Here is a 20,917-nt window from a genome sequence, read left to right as displayed (position 1 = left end):
CTCAGGCTCCCAGACCGCTGAAGCCCATGAACGCCAGTGCCAGCATGCCGGCCAGCATCAGGCTCAGGGCCGCCCCCTGGCTGACATCGGGCACTTCGGCCAGGCTCAGGCGTTCGCGCAGCCCGGCCATCAGCACCAGCGCCAGTGTAAAGCCGGCACCCGCCCCCAGGGCAAACACCAGTGACTGCAACAGCGAATACTGGCGTGCCGTCTGGAACAGCGCGAGGCCCAGCACCGCGCAGTTGGTGGTGATTAGCGGCAGGAAGATCCCCAGGCTTTCAAACAGGGCCGGGCTGAAGCGGCGGATCACCATTTCCACCAGCTGCACGGTCGACGCAATCACCGTAATGAACGCAATCAGCCGCAGGCTTTCCAGCCCCAGCCACGCCAGCGCCAGATTGATGGCCCAGGCGCACAGGGCGCAGATCAGCATCACGAACAGCGTGGCCGCGCCCATGCAGGATGCGGTCCGCAGCTTGCTCGATACCCCCAGGAACGGGCAGATGCCCAGAAACAGCGCCAGCACGAAATTGTTGACGATGGCCGCATTCAGGAAAATCGACCACAGCGGTTCAGTGGACATGCTGCACCTCCAGCTGTTGCTGCCGCGCCTGACGGCGATGCTTGATGATGCTGAACAGCAAGAGCCAGCCGCCTAGCACGAAGAAACCGCCCGGCGGCAGAACCATGATCACCCACGGGGCAAAGCTTTCGCCGAACAGCCGCACGCCAAAGAGGCTGCCGCTGCCGAGGATTTCGCGCACCGTGCCCATCGCCAGCAGCGCCAGGGTAAAGCCCAGCCCCATCCCAAGAGCATTGACCACAGCCGGCCACACCCGGTTTTTGGAAGCATGTGCTTCGGCGCGGCCGAGGATCAGGCAGTTGACCACGATCAGCTGGATGAATGCGCCCAGCGCGTTGTAGAGCGCAAGGCTGATCACCTGGATGGCGTAGTCGATCAGTGTCACGAAGGTGGCGATGATCACCACGTAGGTCGCGATGCGCACCGGCCGCGGAATCAGCCGGCGCAGCCCCGACACCATGGCCGCCGACGCCACCAGGGCAAACGTGGTGGACAGCCCCATGGCCAGCGCATTGACGGCCGAATTGGTCACCGCCAGCACCGAACACATGCCCAGCAGCATCACGAAGACCGGATTGTTGCGCCACAGCCCTTCGGAAAAGGTGCCAGGAGCCAGCCCGGCCTTGTTGTCCGCTTCACTCATGGCTTGTTCCTCCTGAGCGTTTCAAGGTGCCGGCGCAGTTGCGGCAGCAGTTTGCCCGCACCCTGGTTGAGCGCGGCGCCCACGGCCCGTGAAGTCACCGTGGCGCCGGCAATGGCGTCGATCTGCCACGGGTCGGTTTTCTTGCCGTGCCCCACGGTCACGATCGGATTGGCCAGCGCTGCCCCGTCTGCCGACAGCCGGGCATCCAGGTTCGGGAAGTTGGCCAGAAAACCCTTGTCGGTCAGGATCTTGTCACCCAGCCCCGGTGTTTCGGCCATCTTGACCACGGCAAAGCCAGTGATGGTTTCGCGGACCGGGTCATAGCCGTACACCAGATGCACCAGATCGGCATAGCCGCGGGCTGCCGCTTCGGCGGCCACGCCGACCAGCTCGCCGCCGGCATCGTAGGCCGCCAGCAGGCGCTGGCCCTTGAGATCGGGCGAGGTGTCTGCCACCAGCCGGTCACCGGCCAGCACATAAGGCGTAATCGTCACCGTACTGGCCGGTACCACCTGGCGCGCCAGCGTTTCGATGGCATGGCGGCGGTTGGCCTCGACAAAGGGCCGGCTCAGTTCGTCGGCCAGCACGATCAGCATGCCGCACAGCAGCGCAATGCCGCCGAGCACCAGGATCATGCGGCTGCTGCTTTCCTGCTTCGCCGTACTCATGAGCGCCTCCAGAATGGCTTGCGTCCGTAATGGCGCGGCTGGGTCAGGGCCTCGATGTGCGGCACCAGGGCATTGGCCAGCAGGATGGCGTACATCACGCCTTCGGATGCACCGCCCCAGAAACGGATGGTGACGATCAGCGCACCGATCAGCAGTCCGTACACCCACATGCCGCGACGGGTGATCGGTGCGGTCACCATGTCGGTGGCCATGAACCAGGCACCGAACATCAGGCCGCCCGACGTCAGCACGAACAGCACGCCGTTGCCGATGTCCGGAAACGGGCCGAAGGCGGTGCTGACCAGTGCTGCACCCAGCAGGACGGCCAGCGGAATGCGCCAGTTGAGCATGCCGCGCACGGCAAGGTAGAGGCCGCATGCCACGATCAGCAACGCCGATGTCTCACCCAGCGAACCGCTGACGCCGGGCGACAGCAAAAAGTGTCCCTGGCCTGGCAGTTCGCCGGCAAATTTCCATGCCGCCAGCGGCGTGGCACCGGCAAAGCCGTCCAGCCGGGCTGCGGCCCACGCGGCCACCGGATCCGGGCTGGTGAAGGGCAGGGCCAGCGTGGACGGAATCAGCTCGGTAAACCGGCCGGCCGCCCCTGCGGGGGTCCAGGTGGTCATGGTGGCGGGAAAGCTCGCCTGCACAAAGGCCCGTCCGACCAGCGCCGGGTTGAACACGTTGGAGCCCAGCCCGCCAAACAGCAGCTTGCCCAGCGCAATGGCCACGATGCCGGCCACCGCACCCATCCACAGCGGCAAGGCCGGCGGCAGGGTCAGCGCCAGGGTGAGGCCGGTGATCACCGCGCTCATGTCGCGCGGCGCAGCCGGGTGGCGCAGGATCAGGCGCTCGGTCAGCACGCAGCTCAGCACCACCGTCAGCACCAGCAGGAAGGCACTGGTGCCGAACTGCCAGATGGCCCACAGCGTTACGGGCAGCAGCGCATACACCACGTGGCGCATGATCTTGGGCGTGTCGTGCCCGGTCACTAGGTGTGGTGAGGAGTGCAGGTACAGCCGGGTCGGCAGCTTTTTCATGAATGCCTCCGCTGTCTGAGAATGGACTTGCTCATGCGGTGGTACTGCACCAAAGGAATGCCGGACGGGCAGCTCAGGGTGCAGGCGCCGCATTCGATGCAGTCGAGCACGCCGTGACGGGCCGTCAGGTAATACTCCTGCTTGCCGGCCAGCCGGCCCAGCAGCGACGGATTCAGCCCCATCGGACAGGCATCGATGCACTGGCCGCAGCGGATGCACGGCTGGCGGTGACGTTCGGGCAGCGAGCCGACCGGAAACACCAGGATGCCGGACATGCCCTTGGTCACCGGAATGTCCAGCGACGGCGCGCTCATGCCCATCATCGGCCCGCCGAGGATCACCTCCATTTCGCCCGATTCCATGCCGGCATGACGCAGCACGTCACCGATGCGTGTGCCCAGCGGTATCAGGTAGTTGCCGGCCTGACGCACGCCCGGGCCGGATACCGTCACCACCCGCTCGATCAGCCCGGCGCGTTGCGGCAGCAGCTCGCCCAGCATCGCCAGCGTGCCGACGTTGTTGACCACCACGCCGACATCGGCCGGCAGCTTGCCGGACGGCACTTCGCGTTGCAGCAGCGAGTGGATCAGCATCTTTTCCGCACCCTGCGGGTAGCGGGTCGGCAGCACCCGGCAGCCGATGCTGCGGTCGGCCGGCAACAACGCCTTGATGGCGGCAATCGCCTCGGGCTTGTCGTCCTCCACGCCGATCAGCGCCCGCGACACGCCCACGGCATGCATGGCGTAGCGGATGCCGGCCATGAGCCCGGCAGTGCGCTCGATCATCACCCGATGGTCGGCCGTCAGGAAGGGCTCGCACTCGCAGCCGTTCACCACCAGCGTATCAAGCACGGCCTCCTTGGGCGGACTCATCTTCACGTGGGTCGGAAACGCAGCGCCGCCAAGGCCGACCAGACCGGTGGCCTGCACCGCCGAAGCCAGTTCCACCGGCGACCAGTCCAGCGGATCGCCGGCCGGGGGCAGGGGCTGGCGGCACTGCATGCTGGCCGGATCGGTGCGGATGACGATGCCCGTGGTGCTGGCACCCGACAGGGTGCTGATGAGCCCGATGGACTCCACCGTGCCGCTGACCGGCGCGTGGTGCGGGATCGACACGAAGCCGTCGGCTTCGGCGACCAGCTCGCCACGCTCTACCCGCTGCCCGGTCCGCACGATGGCGCGGGCCGGCTTGCCGATATGCTGGGCAAGCGGCACGGTCACGCGTGCGGGAAAGGGCAGGCGGCGGATCGGCTGGCCCGCCGTGCGGGCCTTGCCGTGGTCATCGTGCATCGGCGCAAAAACTGCGTCGAGGAGCTTCATGGCCTGTCCTTACGCAAAGCGCCTGGCGCGTTCGACCAGTGCGGCCACCCCCGGCTCGGCCGGATTGGCCGGCGTACCCGGATGGATGCAGGCGGCCGGGCATTGCTCGGCTGCGCGCACCAGCTCGGCATAACTGGCTGCCGTCGGGTTCACCACTGTCGCCTTGCCGTCGGCTCCGTAGGCAAAGGCCTTGCCGTTGAGGCGGGTGCAGTCGTCGCAGGCGGTACAGTCGGCCGGATCAATCCACGCCGGCTCGAAGTCCGCTGCCGGACGGGCTGCCGGAGCCGCCGCCGGCATGCCGGCAGGGCTGCCGGCCGTGGCGGCCAGCGGTGCCGCACCTGCGAGCGACAGCAGCGCATCGGAGAGCTGGCGCGCCATGTCCTGGCGGGCTTGGGCCACGGCAGCGTCCAGACTGCCGGTCTGCTCCTGCCCGGACAGGGCACGCAGCTGGCGCCAGAAGCGCAGGCGGTCATCGGCCGAACGCACGATGCTGTCGCTGACGGCCACACGCTCGATGCGGCCGGAGCTGCGCAGCACCTCGATGTACGGCACGCGGCCTTCGCGCTCGGATTCCGGCAGGGCGACCAGATCGGCAAACGGGATCAGCCCGGCCTCGGCATCGGCCGGCTTGAGCGGATGGAAGTGCTTGGCAAAGCGCGTCTCGGTAAAGGCAAAGTCGGCAAAGGTGAACGGCTTTTTCACCCGGACCGGGCGGCCGTTTTCGTCCTGTCCTGCCAGCTCGGTCATCGGCCAGTCGGCGTCCAGCTCCGGGTTGCCTTCCAGATCCAGCGCATCGCCGATCAGCGGGCCGGCATCCGGATTGAAACGGAAGACCGGATAGGCGCGCGATTCCACTGCCAGTCGCGACTGGCGGTCCATGGCGTCGTCCGGCACGCCGTGTTCGGCCGGGCAGACGGCGTAGATGTTGAAGAGCGCCGGGCGCTGGCTGTTGAGGCCGTCGATGAAGCCGCCCAGGAGGTGCGGAATGTGGCTGACGGCCGATTGCAGCACGTAGCTGGTCCGGTGGGCCATGGCGATCAGGCCGATTTCCTTGCGGATTTCCTGCTTGCCGCGGCCGACCTTGCCGTACGGCGACATGTCGGCCACCTGGCCGATAAAGCCCGAGGTACAGGCCTGGCCGCCGGTGTTGGAGTACACCTGCGTATCCAGCACCAGCACCTTGATCGGGGTGCCGGAAGCCAAGGCGCGCGACAGGTTCTGGAAGCCGATGTCGTACATGGCGCCGTCTCCGCCGATCGCCACCACCGGCGGGCACAGCTGCCACTCTTCGTGGCTGAAGTCGTGCCAGCCGAAACGCTGGTAGAAGCGGGCCTTTTCCGGGGTCACGGTTTCGCCGGCCAGCACGTCTTCGGCACGGCGGATGGCGCGGAAGCCTTCGGCCATGCGCACCATGTGGCCTTCAAACAGGCCCAGTGCCATCGACGGGCTGTCCTGGAAGAGATGCGACGACCACGGGAACGGGTAGGGGTTGTACGGCCACGACGAAGCCCAGACCGACGTGCAGCCGGTCGAGTTGACCGCACCCATGGTGGCGCGACCGTTGCCGGACGGGCCGGATTCGTAGCGCCAGACCAGATCGCGCAGGCTGGCCAGCAGCTGGCCCATTTCCTTCAGCCAGGTCCGGTCGACCAGCGTGGTTTCATGGCCGCTGTCGAGCAGGTCGGCCAGCCGCGACAGCGTCAGGTCGCCATCCGGAACCGCCAGGCTGGCATCGGCCAGCGCGCCGGCATCCGACAGGTCGACTCCGGCCACCAGCTGGTGGCGCACATGGGTTTCCAGGCGGGTGATCAGGTCTTTCAGGCGCTTGACCTGGCGCTCGACGCGCGGTTGCATCAGGGCGCTGACGGTCGAGGTGAACAGGTGGATGGCGGTCTTTTCGCCGCAGCCGAGACAGGCGCCGTCGCCACAGGCCATCGAGCCGTAGTTGCGCTTGTCGAGCAGCAGGGTTTCCAGTGCGCCGATCTTGTTGTCCAGATCGCTGATGCGGGCGAATTCCGGCGGCGTGTTGGGCAGGTCGCGCCACAGGTTCCAGTGCTCGCGCATGCGGGCAATGGCGATGTCGTCCTGCGGCTGGGCCGACAGTGCGCCGTCCTTGCACACGTTGATGCAGGCCATGCAGCCCTTGCAGGTGGCCGGATTCAGCGTCAGGGCAAACAGGCCGCCGCTGCCCGGATTCTGCTTTTCGCGCACCTTCCAGTACGGCGCGGTGATGGCAAAGTCGAAGTTGCCCAGCTCGGTGCGCAGCAGTTCCAGTTCGCGCTCAAGGCCCGGACGCGAGTCGCTGGCCGGCATGTCGGCCAGGAGCTGCGCGATGGCGCTTTCCAGCGCCGTGCCGATGTGCGTGTCGCAGCCGCCCTTGTCACAGGCATCGTGCAGCAGCGTTTCCAGCTTGCGGCTGACCCGGCGCAGGTGCACGGTCGGCGTGCCACCGGTTTCGATGCGGCGGACCAGGGTGGCCAGCAGGTCACCCGGCTTCACCACCAGACCGGGCAGGGCCGAGTCCGGGCAGACGGTGTAGCACTTGCCGCAGGCCGTGCATTTTTCCGGCTGCCAGTGCGGGTATTCAAAGCGGATCTGCGTCATGTCGCGCATCAGGCCGGTGACCGGCGGCAGCAGCGACAGGGCCTGGAACGGATCGGCCGGGCGGTCCGAGCCGCAGCCGGCGGTGTAGTAGGCGCCGGTACGCTGCCAGAAGCGGTGGATGTCGCCCAGGGCCGGCTCGGCAGCCGGGCGGGCGGCGAGCATGGCCGGGGCGTTGGGCAGCGCGCGCGGCGAGCCGGCGCTGTGCAGCGGCATGTCGGTGATCTCGCGGGTTTCGTCAAAGCCGCGACGCACCACGCGCAGGTTGTCGGTCACCACCCGCTCGCCCTTGGCGCCGAACTTGTGGCGCAGCTGCTCTTCGATGGCGCTGAACAGGCGGGTTTCATCAAGGCTGGCGCGGGCCATCAGCGGCGAGGCGGCAAAGAAGGCACCCTGGAAGGCATTGCCCTGCATGCGCAGTTGCAGTTCCGGGTTGCTGGCTTCGTCGCGGGCGATCGAGAAGCCGTCGAGGAAGAACACGCGGATGCCGCGGTCGACGATTTCGCGCTGCCGCAGGGCCGGAATGCTGGCCCACACGGCGTCCGGATCGTTGCCGCTGGCTTGCAGGATGAACACGCCGCCGGGCTTGAGGCCGTCCAGCGGGTTGGAGTGGCTGAACACGTTGGGGTCGGGCGACATCACCACGTCAACGTAGCGGTATTCGCAGTTGAGGCGGATCGGTTCGGGAGCGGCCGCCAGATAGTAGGTGGTCGGCTGGCCCTTTTTCTCCGAGCCGTATTTCGGGTTGGCGCGGATTTCCCAGTCCAGCAGCTCGAACAGCGTCATGGCAAGGTTCTTGCCGGTGGTGATGGCACCCCAGCCGCCGATCGAGTGCATGCGGATGGTGAGCGCGCCCTGCGGCATCAGGTCGGGATTGACCGAGCCCTTGACCGCCAGTTCGCGCACCTGCGGGTAGGCTTGCAGCAGGCTGTCGTTGCTGGCTTCTTCGATAGGCGACTGCGGATCGCTGACAAAGTCGATGCCCAGGTAGAAAAAGCGGTGCTGGCTGCCTTCGGGCAGCATGTTTTCGATGGCACCGATCAGGCATTCCGGTTGCAGGTCGCGCGAGCCGAGGCCGTAGACGCCGGAGTACAGGTCCGGTGCCTCGGTGGCGGCGATGGCGGCGTAGCCGGGGTAGGGCAGCGACTTGCCGCGCTGGGTGCGGCCGTTCTCGAGGCATTTGCCGAGCGTGGCGCGCACTTCGCGCATCAGCGGCAGGTCTTCGGCCAGCGGCTGGTCGGTACGTTCCAGCACGGCCACGCCCTTGCGGCCCTTGATGACTTCACCGAGCAGGTCGCCGGCAAACGGCCGGTACAGGGTGATGCCGACCACGCCCACCCGCAGCTTGCGCTCGGCCCGCAGCCAGTCGGCCACGGCCTGGGCTTCGACGATCATCGAGCCCATGCCGACGATCAGGTAGTCGGCGTCGTCGCAGCGATACCGCGAAATGCGTTCGTAGTGGCGGCCGGTCAGCTTGCCGTATTCATGCATGGCCTGGTCGGCCAGTCCGGCGACGTGGGCGTAGAAGTACGGGCGCTGTGCAGCCATGGTCTGCATGAAAGCGTCCTGGTTCTGCACGCCGCCCGACATCAGCGGCAGGTCAACGTCCCACAGGGCCGGCACGCGGCGGCGGGTGGGGCCGAACAGCAGGCGCTGGGCCGGGGTCGGGCTGTCGATCAGGTCTTCCGGACGGCCGAGGTATTCGGCAATCAGCTCGCGCTCGGGCTTGCGGATCGGTTCCAGCAAGTGGGTGGTCAGGAAGCCGTCCTGCGCCACCACGGCCGGTGTCAGGGCCAGCTCGGCGGTGCGGCGGCCGATCAGGTTGAGGTCGGCGGCTTCCTGGGCATTGGTGGCAAACAGCTGGAAAAAGCCGGTGTCGTCGACGCAGTGGAAGTCGTCGTGGGCGCAGTGTACGTTGAGCGAGGCGTGGGTGATGGCGCGGCAGCCCATGTTCAGCACGTAGGGCAGGCGCTTGCCGGCGGCGGCGTACAGCGACTCGTGCATGAAGGCGATGCCCTGCGACGACGAGAAGTTGGTGGCGCGCAGGCCGGTCATCGACAGGCCGGCGGTGACGGCGGCGGCGGCGTGTTCGGATTCCGGCTCGACAAAGATCAGCGGCCGGTCGGACACGTTGACGTGACCGTTGGCGGCCTGCTCGGCCCAGTATTCGCCCATCTGCGTCGACGGCGTGATCGGGTAGGCGCCGGCCGCATCGGAAGCCTCGCGCTCGCACAGGATCACGGCGGTATTGCCGTCAACTGCCATGCGCTCGCCAGGATATCGGTAGCGGGTTTCTTCAGCCGCCTTTTTGCCATTGATGCCAAACATGATGAAACCTCTCGGATTGGGTGATTGGATATGGAGCTTCGGTCCGGAGCCGGCCTGTGGGCTGCTCCGGACCGGAATACGGATCAGGCGGCACGGGCCGGATCGACCGGCAGGGCTTCGCGGCGACGGATCGGGCAGGCGGCGGTGCCGCGTTCGGCCATCGTGGGTGTGGCCAGCCAGACAATGGCGCCGGTCGGACAACGGCTGATGGCGTCGCGGCGGGCCTGGCGCTGGTCGGCGGCAATGACGGCCAGCCCGTCTTCCAGCCGGATCAGGCCCGGTGCGGCATCGGCCACGCAGCGCCCGCAGGCGGTACAGGCGACTTCGCAGACGTCGGTGGCGGTGTTGCTGGAAATGCGGTTGCGGCAGGCGACCCACAGGCGGTGGTCCAGCGGCTCGAGGGTGATCAGGGCGCGCGGACAGGCGTCGACACAGTCGCCGCAGGCGGTGCAGCGCTCGGGGTCGATGACCGGCAGGCCGTGGGCATCAAGGCTGATGGCATCAAAGCGGCAACGCAGCTTGCAGTCTCCGAGCCCCAGGCAGCCCCAGCTACAGGCCTTGTTGCCGCCGGACACCATTTGTGCAGCGCGACAACTGGGCAGGCCTTCGTAATGGGCGCGCTGGCGGGCGACGTGGCTGCCGCCGGCACAGGCCAGTCGTGCGACCTTGCGCACGCGGGTGCCGATGGCGGTGCCCAGCAGGGCGGCGATGCGTGTCAGTGCGTCTGTGGTGGCGGCATTGCAGCTGGTGATGTCGGCGCGGCCGGCCAGCAGCTCGCGGGCGAACTGGCCGCAGCCGGGTACGCCGCAGCCGCCGCAGTTGGCTTGCGGCAGCAGGTCGCCGATGGCTTCGAGCCGCGGGTCTTCTTCAACGCTGAGCCAGCGGTTGGCCAGTGCCAGCAGGGCGGCAAGCGTGCCGCACAGGATGGCCATGGCCAGTGCGGCGGTACTGATGTGGGACAGGATTTCCATGGTCGTAATCGTCGTCTGGCCAGTTGGCCGAGCGGGGGTGAGCCGGTCGGAATGTCAAGATTTACGACGTAAGACTGCGAGGGGAGACCTGTCCCGGTCAAGCAGTTGCTTGGCTAAATTGGACTGCTTTTTGATGATTTGCAGAATAGCGGATAACTATGACGCAATTTCGATAAATTCTTATTTTCTGAGGTTCATTTATGACTTTATCGAGCGCTTTTACTGATAAAAATCCGAATCTTTACGTCCGCAATGCAACATGCTTGATCAATCTCTTGAATGACTATGGAATTTCGTTAAAAACAAGAGAGCCGGGCTATTGTCCGGCTCTATCGGTTTTTGACTGCTGATGTTCAGATCACCAGGTACGACGAGTGTGTCAGGCTGCTTCGGAATGTGGCAAGAAATTCGCCACGTTCCTGGTCGGCCAGATCGGCGGCGGCAATCTTGTCGTGATAGCGGCGCATCAGTTCTTCCGGTTGCAGGTGCACGTAGCGCAGCATGTCTTCGATGGTGTCGTGTTCTTCCACCCCGCTCCAGGTCACACGGCCCTGGTCATCCACGTAAACGTTGACGCTGTCGGTGTCACCAAAGAGGTTGTGCATGTCACCCAGGATTTCCTGGTAGGCGCCGACCAGGAACACGCCCAGCAGGTATTCCTGGCCCGGCATTACGTCATGCACGGCCATGGTCGATTCGATCGACTGCTGGTCGACGTACTGCGTGACCTTGCCGTCCGAATCGCAGGTCAGGTCCTGCAACACGGCACGGCGCACCGGTTGTTCGTCGAGGCGGTGGATCGGGGCGATCGGCAGCAGCTGGTCGATGGCCCAGGTATCCGGCAGTGACTGGAAGACCGAGAAGTTGCAGAAATACTTGTCGGCCAGCTTGTCACCCAGTTCGTCAAACACTTGCCGGTGACTGCGCTGCAGGGTGTTGAGCGCACCATGGATGCGCCGGCACAGGGCGGCATAGCACTGCTCGGCGAATGCCTTGTCACGCAGGCTGACCCGGCCGTCGGTGTAAAGGTCGGACACGGTGGCTACGTACTGGCCGGCACGGAAATAGGTTTCGGTGGCGGTGACGATGTCGGTGCTGGTCGCCAGCTCGTAGAGCTTGTGGATGGCGGTGGGCAGCTCGTCCGGATCGCCCAGGGCGTCGAATTCGGCCTGCGACGGTGTCGCGTCATTGGTTTTCTCGACGTCGGTGACGTTCATGATCAGCACCGCATGGTGAGCGGTCAGGGCCCGGCCGGATTCGCTCATGACATGCGGGCAGGTCAGGCCGTGCTCGTCGCAGAACTCGCGGGTCATCGACACGATGGTTTCGGCGTATTCGCCGATGGTGTAGTTGACCGAACTGTCGTTGCGCGAGTGGGTGCCGTCGTAGTCCACGCCGAGGCCGCCGCCGACGTCGAGGTGATCCAGCGGCAGGCCGAGGCGGCACAGCTCGCCGAAGTAGCGCAGCGCCTCGCGGAAACCGGCCCGGTAGTCGCTGATGTTGGTGATCTGCGAACCCATGTGGAAATGCAGCAGGCGCACGGCGTCCTGCATGCCGGCATCGATGAACTGTCGGCTGACCGACAGCAGCTGGGCGGCCGACAGGCCGAACTTGCCCTTTTCGCCGCCCGAATCGGCCCACTTGCCGGCCACGTGCGACGTCAGGCGTACGCGCAGGCCGACATTGGGCATGATGCCGAGCCGGCGGGCTTCGTCGATGACGTACTGCACTTCGGCTTCTTTCTCGATCACGATGAAGATTTCGTGGCCGAGCTTCTGGCCGATCAGCGCCAGCCGGATGAATTCGCGGTCCTTGTAGCCGTTGCAGGTGATCTTGCAGCCCGGTCGCGCCAGTGCCAGCACGGCCATCAGTTCCGGCTTGGAGCCGGCCTCCAGGCCGATGGGCAGGCTGGTGTCGGCAATGATGGCCTTGATGACGGCTTCTTGCTGGTTGACCTTGACCGGATACAGCAGGGTGTAGCCTTGCGGGTATTCCCAGGCCTCGCGGGCAGCGTCAAAACCTTCGATGATGCGGCGGGCGCGCTGTTGCAGGATGTCTGGGAAACGCACCAGCAAGGGCAGTTCCAGTCCGCTGGCTGCCAGCTTGCGCGTGAGTGCGTAAAGGTCGATCTCCGATCCGTGGCGGCCTTTCGGGCGTACCACCACATTGCCGTTGTCGCCGGCGTCGAAGAAATGACCACCCCAGTGCCGGATACCGTAGAGGTTCCGGCTGTCATTGACAGTCCAAGCCATGAACGTTGTCCTTTAAAGCTCGTGCAGGTTGTCGTGGCTGCACAAAGTTAAAAAACCCCGTCCTCCGTTTCACGGCTTGCGGCCGAATAGCGCCTAGAGAGTCTCAAGCGGCTGTTGCCGCCTGTCGGGAACGCGGTGGACTGTCGGGCCACCGTGTCCTCCCAGAATCGCGTGAGCCGCGACTCTTTTGTTGCGGGGACGTTCGGAAAGCCGCGCATTCTAGCAACATTGTTTTTTCGTCGCGGTAAAAATTTGCCCCTGCTGCGACACACGCAAACCGGCATGCCAATGGTCTTGGTGGCCGGGGGCTGTTCGTGGCTGGCAAGTGGATGATTCACAAACTGAAACCGGAGCCGGAACCTGCCGGTTTTTGCATGGCGGTTGGCAGGAGGAAAACGACAAAAGGCATCACCTTCCGGTGATGCCCTGGCTTCAGCAAGCAGCTGTTCAGCCGGCAGCTACCGGCTCGATCAGGATTTCCACCCGGCGGTTAAGCTGGCGCCCGGCTTCGCTGGCATTGCTGGCCCGAGGCTGGCTGGCTCCCATGCCGTAGGCCGACAGGCGCTGCGGATGGACGTTGCGGGACAGCAGGGCATTTTGCACGGCGGCCGCACGGTTTTGCGACAGCGGGACATTGATGCGGTCGTTGCCGGTCGAATCAGTATGGCCGGTGATGTCGAGCGTGGTCTTGCCGTACTGGTTGACGATGCGCGAAATGGTGTTGATGGTCGGCATGAAACCCGGCTTCAAGCTGGCCGAACTGGTATCAAACGCCGTCTGGCTGGTCATGGTCACCAGGATCGAATTGTCCGCACGCTTGACCACGAAAATCTGTCCGTCGCGGATCTGGGTCGCCAGCTGGCGCTGGAAGTCGCGGGCCTGGCGGTCCATGTACTGACCAATGCCGGCACCGGCCAGCCCGCCACCGATGGCGCCGATCAGTGCGCCTTTCGAGCGGTCTTTCTTGCTCGACACGGCCGCGCCGATGGCCGCACCGCCGAGGGTGCCGAGGATGGCGCCGATTTCGGTGTTGTTAAGGTCCCGCTTTTGCCCCAAATCGTTGGTGGCACAACCACTGACAGCCAGTGCAACGGCACAGGCAGCAACCAGCGAGGTCTTGAACTGCATAGATGATTCCTTTTGATACGACACAAAGGCACCTCCCGGAACGACCGGGACGTGCGGACAACAGGACTGACGGAGATATCAGGCGAACAGGTGTGCCAGCGCCGCGCCGGGATCGGCTTCTCGCATGAAGGCTTCACCGACCAGGAAGCTGTTGACGCCGGCTTCGCGCATGCGGATCACGTCGCCAGGCGTGCTGATGCCCGATTCGGTGATGGCCATGCGCCTTTCGGCCTGGATGACCGGCAACAGGGACAGCGTGGTATCGAGGCTGACGTCAAAGGTGCGCAGGTTGCGGTTGTTGACGCCGATCAGCGGCGAAGCCATCCGCAGGGCGCGGTCCAGTTCGGCAGCGTCATGGGTTTCCACCAGTACGGCCATGCCGAGCTCGCGGGCGATGGCTTCAAAGTCGGCCAGCCGGGCGTCATCCAGTGCCGCCACGATCAGCAGGATGCAGTCCGCTCCCATGGCACGCGCTTCGAACACCTGGTATTCGTCCACCAGGAAATCCTTGCGCAGGACCGGCAGGTCGCAAGCATCGCGGGCCGCTACCAGATAATCGGCCGCTCCCTGGAAATACCGGACGTCCGTCAGGACCGACAGGCAGGCTGCACCATGGCCGGCGTAGCTTTCGGCAATGGCGGCCGGCTGGAAATCCGGGCGGATGATGCCCTTGGACGGACTGGCTTTCTTGATTTCGGCGATCACGCCAGCCCGTCCGACCGACTGGCAGCGGGTCAGGGCACCGGCAAAATCACGGATGTCGCGACGGGTTTCGGCATCATTGCGCAGGCTGGCCAGCGGACGGGCCTTGCGGGCGGCGGCCACTTCTTCGGTTTTGGTGGCGAGGATTTTTTCGAGTATGTCGGACATGGTGGCGGCAACGGGGCGGTTCAGTGCGGATCGGGGCGGGAATGCGCGGCAAAAAACGCCAGAAGCCGCGCAGGCAACCAGTCGATGTTACCCGGAAAGGGTCCGCTGATGAAACCGACATGGCCGCCGCCATCCGGAAACTCCCGCGTGACCTGGCGGCTGACTTCCTGCTGGCGGGGCAGGGCCTGCTGGGGCAGGAAGGGATCATTGCGGGCGTTGAGCAGCAGGGTCGGACAGGCAATGTCGCGCAGCCAGGGTTTGCAGCTGGCACGGGTCCAGTAATCGCGGGCACCGGCAAATCCGTGCAGGGGAGCCGTGACGGTATCGTCGAATTCGCCGAAAGTCCGGCTGGCTTCCATGCGGTCGCGGTCGAACAGGCCCGGATGGCGAGCAAGGGTGGCCCGGCTGGCGGCCTTGAGTGTCTTGAGGAACATGCCGGTGTAGATCAGCCGTGACAGTCCGCGGTCGAGGTTTTCGCTGGCTGCCACCATGTCGACCGGCACGCTGATGCCGGCGGCGGCTTTGACCACGGCCCGGTCACCGGCCTCGCCAAGGTGCTTGAGCAGCATGTTGCCGCCCAGGCTGACTCCGGCGGCGTACAGGGTCCGGTAGCGGCCGGCCAGCGTCTCGAGAATCCAGGCCACCTCGGCCGAGTCACCGGCGTGATAGGCGCGCGGCAGCGGGTTGTCCATGCCGCCACAGCCGCGAAAATGCGGTACGACGCCATGCCAGCCGCACTGCCGGAGGGCCTGCATCAGGGCGATGGCGTAATGGCTGTGGCTGGAGCCTTCCAGTCCGTGAAACAGCACCACCAGTGGTGCATCCGGCTGCGGAGCATCGATGAAATCCAGCGCGATGATGCCGCCGTCCGGCGTCGGCCAGCACTCCCGCCGGTAGGCGGGAGGAGTCCGGCGGAACAGGAGTGCCGGCCAAATGGTTTGGCTGTGCCCTTCGGGCAGCCAGCGCGGCGGACGGTAGGCAGAGGGTGCGGGCATGACGGGATCAGGCCGCCGGGCGCTGTGCGCTTTTCGGGCGGAAAGCCCGCACGATGTCGTCGCGGGTTTCGAGGTAAGGGCCGCCGATCAGGTCGATGCAATAGGGTACGGCGGCAAAGATGCCGGGGACGGCTGCGCGTTCGGCCGAGGCCTTGAGTCCGGTCAGCGTTTCGGCAATCGCCTTGGGCTGGCCCGGCAGGTTGAGGATCAGGCAGCGGCCGCGGATGACGCCGACCTGGCGCGACAGGATGGCTGTCGGCACGAAGGCGAGGCTGATCTGGCGCATCTGCTCGCCAAAGCCCGGCATCAGCCGGTCGGCCACCGCGAGGGTGGCGTCCGGTGTGACATCGCGCGGTGCCGGTCCGGTGCCGCCGGTGGTCAGCACCAGGTCGCAGCCCGTGTCGTCGACCAGCCCGGTCAGCGTGGCCTCGATCAGTGGCTGTTCGTCGGGAATCAGCCGCTCAACGAACTCGACCGGGTTGAGAAGGGCGGAGGACAGCCATTCGCGCAGGGCCGGCAGGCCACGGTCTTCGTATGTGCCCTGGCTGGCACGATCGCTGACCGACACGATGCCGATCCGGACCGGATCATGCTTGCTGGTCATCTTCCGGCTCCTGCTTGTAGTTGACCAGCGGCGGTTCGGGGTACAGGGATTTCAGGAACTGGAACAGCTCGCGATAGGCCTTGAGCGGTTTCTGCTCGGTCTGTTCCTTGCGGGCGTTGCGGATCAGGGTCCGCAGTTGCTGGACATCGCAGCCCGGATTGGCGGCAACCAGTACCGGCAACACGCTGTCGTCGCTCAACAGCCGGTCACGCTGGCGCTCAAGGCTGTGCAGCCAGGCGCTGTGCCGGTCGTTTTCACCGCGCAGGGCGGCAAGCTGGGCCTGGATCGGCTCCGGATCGACGCTGCGCATGATCCTGCCGATGTACTGTCGCTGGCGACGGATGGCACCGTGGGCGGTCAGGCGCTTGCATTCGAGCACGGCTGCACGCAGGTCGTCAGGCAGGGTGAGTTTTTTCAGGGTGTCTTTGGACAGTTCGGTCAGCTCTTGGCCCATGTCCTGCAGGGCATCCATGTCGCGCTTGCGCTGCGATTTGGAGGGCAGGTCGTCAAAATCGTCTGGGGTCGTCTGGGTATTCATCTGGGCGCGGGCTCCGTGGCGCTAAAACGGCAACGCCGGCAGGGCCGGCGGGTAATGAAACGGATTCTAGCAGAGCGGGCTGCTTTACGGGCTGACCCGGCATTCCAGTCCCAGCTCGTCGCGTACGCGGGCGGCCAGCGTCTTGAGCCACAGGGGCTCGGCCGGACTGAGGCGGCCAGCCTCCGGCTGCTGTGACGGCCGGGCGACGGTGTACAGCAGTACACCTTTCAGCAGCGGGGAAAGTGGCTGCACGAGTTCCAGCCAGGCGGCGATTTCGTGTTCGGGCGGGTAGGCGTCATCAAGCCGGAAAAAGCAGCTTTGCAACCAGGTCGGGCACAGCGTGGCCGCCCGTGCCAGGTCGCGCTGGACGAGGGCGGGCGGGCGCCGGCTGTCGTTGACTGCTCGCATGCCGGCAGTGCTGCCGCGATCGAGCTTGAACCAGACTTCACCGCCCAGCAGGGCCAGCTTTTCCAGCGCCAGCCGGGTGGAGCTGCGGCCAAGCTGGCTGCCGTTGGTGATCAGCACGGTCTTGACGCTGGTTCCCAGGCTGAATTGCTGGCGCGCGCGGCCGATCAGGTCGATGACATCGGGCAGGTGCGGGCTGAGGGTGGGTTCGCCGTCACCGGACAGCGAGATGTCCTTGAGGATGCGTTGTTCAGGGTCGGCGATGCGGTCGTTCAGGAGGTTGCCGCGCAGGATCTGGGCGAGCAGCTGAACGAGCTCGGCCTCGAGTGTCAGCAGGGGGATGTCGGGAGCCTGTGACCGCACCAGACCGGGCACCTGGCAGTAAATGCAGCGCCAGTTGCAGGCCTGGTTGGGGTTGAGGTTGATTCCGACCGAGACACCGCCTGCCCGGCGCGACAGCACGGGATAGACGTATTGGAAGCCGGCAGAATTGCGGCTGTGGTCGTGGGGGGTAAGGGGCGTCGAAGTCATCACGTGCGCAAGAATAACGGCAAACCGCCGCATGGGCGGCGGTTTTGTGACCGGCGTGAACCGGAGGGCCGGACTGCCGGCCAGTACGGCTGAAGGATCAGCGGGATTCTTCGTCCCGGTAACGCAGGAGCATGACCGGTACGTCGGATTTGCGCAGCACGCCTTCGGCCACGCTGCCCATGATCAGGTTCATGAACTCGCCCCAGCCGTGCGTGCCCATGACGATCAGGTCGGCATCCCACTTGTCGGCGTCTTCCACCAGCACTTCGGCGATCTTGTCGCCCCAGCTTTCCAGAAGGGCGGTTTCGCATGTGACGCCCTTTTCGCCCAGCCACTCGATGGCGCCCTTGAGGACGTTTTCGCCGGCTTCCTTGATGTTTTTCTGCAACTCGGTTGCGTCGAGAAACTCGGCTCCACCCCAGCCATACTGTGCCAGATCAATGACATGCACCACTTTCAGGACGGCATCGCTGCCTTTGAGAAACCGCACGGCCTCGTCAAGAGCGCGTTTGGAGGTGCTGCTGTCATCGATCGGGACATAGAGGCGTTTGTACATGATGGCCTTCTCCTCGTGTATCTGTGGATTCGGACCCAGTGTAACCACACGTAACACTGGGTCAGGTTGATTTAGCGCAGATGAATGAATACACTGCGCCGCAATTCGACCCGGCTGGTTTGCCTATGCCTCGCCTGACTATAGAACTTCCCGGCCACCGGGATTTCACCACTCGCGTGACCGTCGCCATCGGCGACATCAACTATGGTGGTCATCTGGGAAACGATGCCGTGCTCCGGCTGGCGCAGGAAGCGCGCATACGTTTTCTGGCGACCTTCAATGCCAGCGAGCTGGACGTCGAAGGGCGGGGCATCATCATGGCCGATGCGGCCGTAATGTACCGAGCCGAAGCCTTTCATGGCAATGAACTTGACATCCATGTTGCCGTGGCCGACCTCAACCGGTCCGGCTGCGATTTTCTCTATCAATTGATCCGCGTATCGGACGGACGGGAAATAGCCCGCGTCAAGACCGGCATCGTCTTTTTCGATTACGCGGCCCGCAAGGTGGCACGCGTGCCCGAAGGGTTTGCCCACCGCTTTGCCTCTGCCGGAATCCAAACCGATGAAAACCTATCTGCCCAATAGCCCGGAGGCCGCAGCCAGCATCCTGTCGATGTTCCTGCTTGGCAACGGAGATGCCTACGATGACGAACTGGACGCATTCGACCGTTTGCGGGTGTATCCCCTGCTCGGGCTGACACGCAAGGCATTTATCGAGGTCTTCAAGACCTATTGCGACAATATCAGTGACGAAGCCGACGAGAGCGGCCATATCCGCCTGATTGACCGCGAGCGGGCCGAGCGGCTGTTTGCAAACGTGACCGACCGCAAAAAACGCATCGTGATCAGCGCCCTGGCTCTGGACCTGTGCAAGGCTGACCAGCAGATCCAGGAGGGTGAAATGGCCCTGCTCAAGCACATGCTGGCCTGCTGGGGGCTGACACTGGCCGACATCGAGTCCGAGTTCGTCCGCCCCTGATCGTTCTTCCCCGGTTTTTCCGACCCGCCGGCCTGCCGTCCGCGGGTCTTTTTGCGAGCTGTCGTCATGTCCCAACCCCGTTTTACCGGCACCCGTGATTACATCGCCGACGAAGACCTGCTGACCGCAGTCAATGCCGCCATTACGCTGGAGCGGCCTCTGCTGATCAAGGGTGAGCCGGGAACCGGCAAGACCCGCCTGGCCGAGGAAGTTGCGCAGGCCCTTGGCCGCGAACTGATCGTCTGGCCGGTGAAATCCACCACCAAGGCCCAGCACGGCCTGTATGAATACGATGCGGTGTCCCGTCTGCGCGATGCCCAGCTCGGCGAACCGCGCGCCAGTGACATCGGGTCCTACATCGTGCGCGGACGCCTGTGGGAAGCCTTCGAGGCCGCTACGGCTCCCGTGCTGCTGATCGATGAAATCGACAAGGCCGACATCGAGTTTCCCAACGACCTCTTGCGTGAACTCGACCAGATGGAGTTTTTCGTGCACGAGACCAAAACCCTGGTCAAGGCACGGCAGCGGCCAATCATCATCATTACGTCCAACAACGAAAAAGAACTGCCGGACGCCTTCTTGCGGCGCTGCTTTTTCCACTACATCCGCTTCCCCGACCGGGCAACGCTGGCGCAGATTGTCAATGCACACTATCCGGACCTGCGTGAAACCCTGCTGGCCGAAGCGCTGGAAGTGTTCCTCGGCCTGCGCGAAGCGCCTGGCCTGCGCAAGAAACCGTCCACCTCCGAGCTTCTGGACTGGATGCGCCTGCTGGATGCGGCCGGCATTGCGCCCGAAACCCTGTCTGTCAGTGCGCGCCAGGGAGAATTGCCGCCGTTTGCCGGTGCCTTGCTGAAAAACGAGCAGGACCTCGGCCTCGTGGCCCGTGTACTGGCCATGGTGCGGCGCTGAACGCCAGAACCTTTTCTTCTGCCGGTTGTCCATTGAGCAGGCAGCAACGATACCGTTGCTGCTTTCCGCCCATCGCACGGCAAGGGGAGGGCGGACGGGATCGCTACACTCAGCTTGTACAGCAGCCATGTTGTGCAGGCCGGAGGTGGCATGGGCATGAACGATCGGGAAGTTGACCTGTTGCTGGTGGAGCGCGCCCGCGCAGGCGATGCACGGGCATTCGATCTCCTGGTGATCAAGTACCGGCGCAAGCTGGCACGGCTGCTGGCGCGCATCGTGCGCGACCCCGGCATGGCAGAAGACGTCCTGCAGGAAACTTTCATCAAGGCATTCAGGGCCTTGCCGCAGTTTCGTGGCGACAGTGCGTTTTATACCTGGCTGTACCGCATCGGCATCAACACCGCCAGAAACCAGCTGGGTGAAGAACGGCACCGTCCGCTCCTGATGACCGAGCTGGAAACCGGGGATGAAGAAAACGGCCGGAATGTGCAGGAGCGCCCTGACGATGACACGCCGGAAACCGAGCTGCTGTCGCGTGAAATCATCGAGGCGGTCAACCGGGCCATGGATGCCCTTCAGGATGACCTGCGCCAGGCGATTGCGCTGCGCGAACTCGAAGGCCTGTCATACGAGGAGATCGCCCGCCGCATGAATTGCCCGATCGGAACGGTCCGCTCACGGATATTTCGCGCGCGCGAAGCCATTGCGGCAGAATTGCGCCCCTTGCTCGATACACCGGAGAACAAGCGGTGGTAGCAATGGAATGCCAGGCCGCCATGCGGCTGTCTGCGTGGATGGACGAGGAGTTGCCGGTGGACGAGGCCTGCCGGCTCGGTTGTCGCGATGGTGACTTGCCCGGGCTGGCCCGGTCGTGGGACACATGGCAGATCATCGGTCAGGCCTTGCGCCAGGGGGGCGCACCATCCGGTTCCCGGCCGGAGGAGGATTCGTCGCGCCTTGCGTGACGTCCGGGCGGCGCTTGCCGATAATGG

Annotated in this window: 20 protein-coding genes; 5 read left to right on the top strand and 15 right to left on the bottom strand. The window is 64.9% G+C overall.

The annotated features are described in order from the left end of the window. Window position 1: 1 nt before the first annotated feature. The 15 genes from G542_RS0109930 to G542_RS0109860 form a co-directional block, all read right to left on the bottom strand. Complete coding sequence (locus G542_RS0109930; protein WP_012696914.1) at window positions 2-583, bottom strand: electron transport complex protein RnfA; 582 nt, start codon at window positions 581-583, stop codon at window positions 2-4. Further along, window positions 573-1,226 (bottom strand): electron transport complex subunit RsxE, encoded by a 654-nt coding sequence (gene rsxE, locus G542_RS0109925; protein ID WP_012696915.1) that lies wholly within the window; start codon window positions 1,224-1,226, stop codon window positions 573-575. Before rsxE ends, G542_RS0109930 begins: the two co-directional genes overlap by 11 nt. Further along, entirely contained in the window at window positions 1,223-1,894 is a 672-nt protein-coding gene (locus tag G542_RS0109920) for an RnfABCDGE type electron transport complex subunit G (RefSeq protein WP_027824017.1), read from the bottom strand. Before G542_RS0109920 ends, rsxE begins: the two co-directional genes overlap by 4 nt. Continuing rightward, window positions 1,891-2,934, bottom strand: coding sequence for an RnfABCDGE type electron transport complex subunit D (locus G542_RS0109915; RefSeq protein WP_027824016.1), 1,044 nt, complete (start codon window positions 2,932-2,934; stop codon window positions 1,891-1,893). The genes G542_RS0109920 and G542_RS0109915 overlap by 4 nt, the downstream gene beginning before the upstream one ends. Next, window positions 2,931-4,253, bottom strand: coding sequence for an electron transport complex subunit RsxC (gene rsxC, locus G542_RS0109910; protein ID WP_012696917.1), 1,323 nt, complete (start codon window positions 4,251-4,253; stop codon window positions 2,931-2,933). The genes G542_RS0109915 and rsxC overlap by 4 nt, the downstream gene beginning before the upstream one ends. Before the next feature lie 9 nt (window positions 4,254-4,262). After that, complete coding sequence (locus G542_RS0109905; protein ID WP_211218811.1) at window positions 4,263-9,182, bottom strand: 2-oxoacid:acceptor oxidoreductase family protein; 4,920 nt, start codon at window positions 9,180-9,182, stop codon at window positions 4,263-4,265. Between the two features lie 83 nt (window positions 9,183-9,265). Next, window positions 9,266-10,153: a (Fe-S)-binding protein gene (locus G542_RS0109900; RefSeq protein ID WP_012696920.1), complete on the bottom strand. Its 888-nt coding sequence runs from the start codon at window positions 10,151-10,153 to the stop codon at window positions 9,266-9,268. 353 nt (window positions 10,154-10,506) lie between these two features. After that, window positions 10,507-12,405: an arginine decarboxylase gene (gene speA / locus G542_RS0109895; RefSeq protein ID WP_012696921.1), complete on the bottom strand. Its 1,899-nt coding sequence runs from the start codon at window positions 12,403-12,405 to the stop codon at window positions 10,507-10,509. Window positions 12,406-12,852: 447 nt separating this feature from the next. Then, window positions 12,853-13,533, bottom strand: coding sequence for a YiaD family glycine zipper/OmpA-like lipoprotein (locus G542_RS0109890; RefSeq protein WP_034985503.1), 681 nt, complete (start codon window positions 13,531-13,533; stop codon window positions 12,853-12,855). Between the two features lie 78 nt (window positions 13,534-13,611). Beyond that, entirely contained in the window at window positions 13,612-14,403 is a 792-nt protein-coding gene (gene trpC, locus G542_RS0109885) for an indole-3-glycerol phosphate synthase TrpC (protein ID WP_027824013.1), read from the bottom strand. Window positions 14,404-14,423: 20 nt separating this feature from the next. Continuing rightward, window positions 14,424-15,398, bottom strand: coding sequence for a YheT family hydrolase (locus G542_RS0109880; RefSeq protein WP_012696924.1), 975 nt, complete (start codon window positions 15,396-15,398; stop codon window positions 14,424-14,426). A 7-nt stretch (window positions 15,399-15,405) separates the two neighbouring features. Then, window positions 15,406-16,002 carry a molybdopterin adenylyltransferase gene (gene mog / locus G542_RS0109875; protein ID WP_012696925.1) on the bottom strand — a complete coding sequence of 199 codons (597 nt, stop codon included), beginning with the start codon at window positions 16,000-16,002 and terminating at the stop codon, window positions 15,406-15,408. Further along, complete coding sequence (yjgA, locus tag G542_RS0109870) at window positions 15,986-16,540, bottom strand: ribosome biogenesis factor YjgA (RefSeq protein ID WP_012696926.1); 555 nt, start codon at window positions 16,538-16,540, stop codon at window positions 15,986-15,988. Before yjgA ends, mog begins: the two co-directional genes overlap by 17 nt. Window positions 16,541-16,624: 84 nt before the next feature. After that, window positions 16,625-17,476 carry a radical SAM protein gene (locus tag G542_RS0109865; RefSeq protein WP_027824012.1) on the bottom strand — a complete coding sequence of 284 codons (852 nt, stop codon included), beginning with the start codon at window positions 17,474-17,476 and terminating at the stop codon, window positions 16,625-16,627. A 97-nt stretch (window positions 17,477-17,573) separates the two neighbouring features. After that, entirely contained in the window at window positions 17,574-18,032 is a 459-nt protein-coding gene (locus G542_RS0109860; RefSeq protein ID WP_012696929.1) for a universal stress protein, read from the bottom strand. Window positions 18,033-18,157: 125 nt separating this feature from the next. Between G542_RS0109860 and G542_RS0109855 the strand changes: the two genes are divergently transcribed. From G542_RS0109855 to G542_RS18810, 5 genes are all read left to right on the top strand, one after another. Next, window positions 18,158-18,619, top strand: a complete 462-nt coding sequence (locus G542_RS0109855) for an acyl-CoA thioesterase (RefSeq protein WP_012696930.1) — start codon at window positions 18,158-18,160, stop codon at window positions 18,617-18,619. Beyond that, window positions 18,597-19,013, top strand: a complete 417-nt coding sequence (locus tag G542_RS0109850; RefSeq protein WP_012696931.1) for a hypothetical protein — start codon at window positions 18,597-18,599, stop codon at window positions 19,011-19,013. Before G542_RS0109855 ends, G542_RS0109850 begins: the two co-directional genes overlap by 23 nt. Before the next feature lie 66 nt (window positions 19,014-19,079). Beyond that, entirely contained in the window at window positions 19,080-19,925 is an 846-nt protein-coding gene (locus G542_RS0109845; RefSeq protein WP_012696932.1) for an AAA family ATPase, read from the top strand. 156 nt (window positions 19,926-20,081) lie between these two features. Then, the gene (gene rpoE, locus G542_RS0109840; RefSeq protein WP_012696933.1) at window positions 20,082-20,681 is read left to right on the top strand and encodes an RNA polymerase sigma factor RpoE; all 600 of its coding nucleotides are present in this window, start codon (window positions 20,082-20,084) and stop codon (window positions 20,679-20,681) included. A gap of 2 nt (window positions 20,682-20,683) precedes the next feature. Then, a complete protein-coding gene (locus tag G542_RS18810) occupies window positions 20,684-20,890 on the top strand; it encodes a hypothetical protein (RefSeq protein ID WP_027824011.1) in 207 nt (68 codons plus the stop codon). Window positions 20,891-20,917 lie beyond the last annotated feature (27 nt).

Origin of the sequence: Laribacter hongkongensis DSM 14985 (assembly GCF_000423285.1) — a bacterium.
GTDB classification, from domain to species: Bacteria; Pseudomonadota; Gammaproteobacteria; order Burkholderiales; family Aquaspirillaceae; genus Laribacter; species Laribacter hongkongensis.
The sequence above is the reverse complement of the archived record's forward strand: the minus strand, read 5'-3'. Positions and strand labels throughout refer to the sequence as shown.

Coding starts and splice junctions, on each gene's coding strand:
- G542_RS0109905 (WP_211218811.1), bottom strand. CDS start 9,182: ATGTTTGGCATCAATGGCAAAAAGGCGGCTGAAGAAACCCGCTACCGA.
- G542_RS0109890 (WP_034985503.1), bottom strand. CDS start 13,533: ATGCAGTTCAAGACCTCGCTGGTTGCTGCCTGTGCCGTTGCACTGGCT.
- rpoE (WP_012696933.1), top strand. CDS start 20,082: ATGAACGATCGGGAAGTTGACCTGTTGCTGGTGGAGCGCGCCCGCGCA.
- G542_RS0109880 (WP_012696924.1), bottom strand. CDS start 15,398: ATGCCCGCACCCTCTGCCTACCGTCCGCCGCGCTGGCTGCCCGAAGGG.
- G542_RS0109930 (WP_012696914.1), bottom strand. CDS start 583: ATGTCCACTGAACCGCTGTGGTCGATTTTCCTGAATGCGGCCATCGTC.
- G542_RS0109860 (WP_012696929.1), bottom strand. CDS start 18,032: ATGTACAAACGCCTCTATGTCCCGATCGATGACAGCAGCACCTCCAAA.
- G542_RS0109845 (WP_012696932.1), top strand. CDS start 19,080: ATGTCCCAACCCCGTTTTACCGGCACCCGTGATTACATCGCCGACGAA.
- G542_RS0109920 (WP_027824017.1), bottom strand. CDS start 1,894: ATGAGTACGGCGAAGCAGGAAAGCAGCAGCCGCATGATCCTGGTGCTC.
- rsxE (WP_012696915.1), bottom strand. CDS start 1,226: ATGAGTGAAGCGGACAACAAGGCCGGGCTGGCTCCTGGCACCTTTTCC.
- trpC (WP_027824013.1), bottom strand. CDS start 14,403: ATGTCCGACATACTCGAAAAAATCCTCGCCACCAAAACCGAAGAAGTG.
- G542_RS0109915 (WP_027824016.1), bottom strand. CDS start 2,934: ATGAAAAAGCTGCCGACCCGGCTGTACCTGCACTCCTCACCACACCTA.
- yjgA (WP_012696926.1), bottom strand. CDS start 16,540: ATGAATACCCAGACGACCCCAGACGATTTTGACGACCTGCCCTCCAAA.
- G542_RS0109865 (WP_027824012.1), bottom strand. CDS start 17,476: ATGACTTCGACGCCCCTTACCCCCCACGACCACAGCCGCAATTCTGCC.
- rsxC (WP_012696917.1), bottom strand. CDS start 4,253: ATGAAGCTCCTCGACGCAGTTTTTGCGCCGATGCACGATGACCACGGC.
- G542_RS18810 (WP_027824011.1), top strand. CDS start 20,684: ATGGAATGCCAGGCCGCCATGCGGCTGTCTGCGTGGATGGACGAGGAG.
- G542_RS0109850 (WP_012696931.1), top strand. CDS start 18,597: ATGAAAACCTATCTGCCCAATAGCCCGGAGGCCGCAGCCAGCATCCTG.
- mog (WP_012696925.1), bottom strand. CDS start 16,002: ATGACCAGCAAGCATGATCCGGTCCGGATCGGCATCGTGTCGGTCAGC.
- G542_RS0109855 (WP_012696930.1), top strand. CDS start 18,158: ATGCCTCGCCTGACTATAGAACTTCCCGGCCACCGGGATTTCACCACT.
- G542_RS0109900 (WP_012696920.1), bottom strand. CDS start 10,153: ATGGAAATCCTGTCCCACATCAGTACCGCCGCACTGGCCATGGCCATC.
- speA (WP_012696921.1), bottom strand. CDS start 12,405: ATGGCTTGGACTGTCAATGACAGCCGGAACCTCTACGGTATCCGGCAC.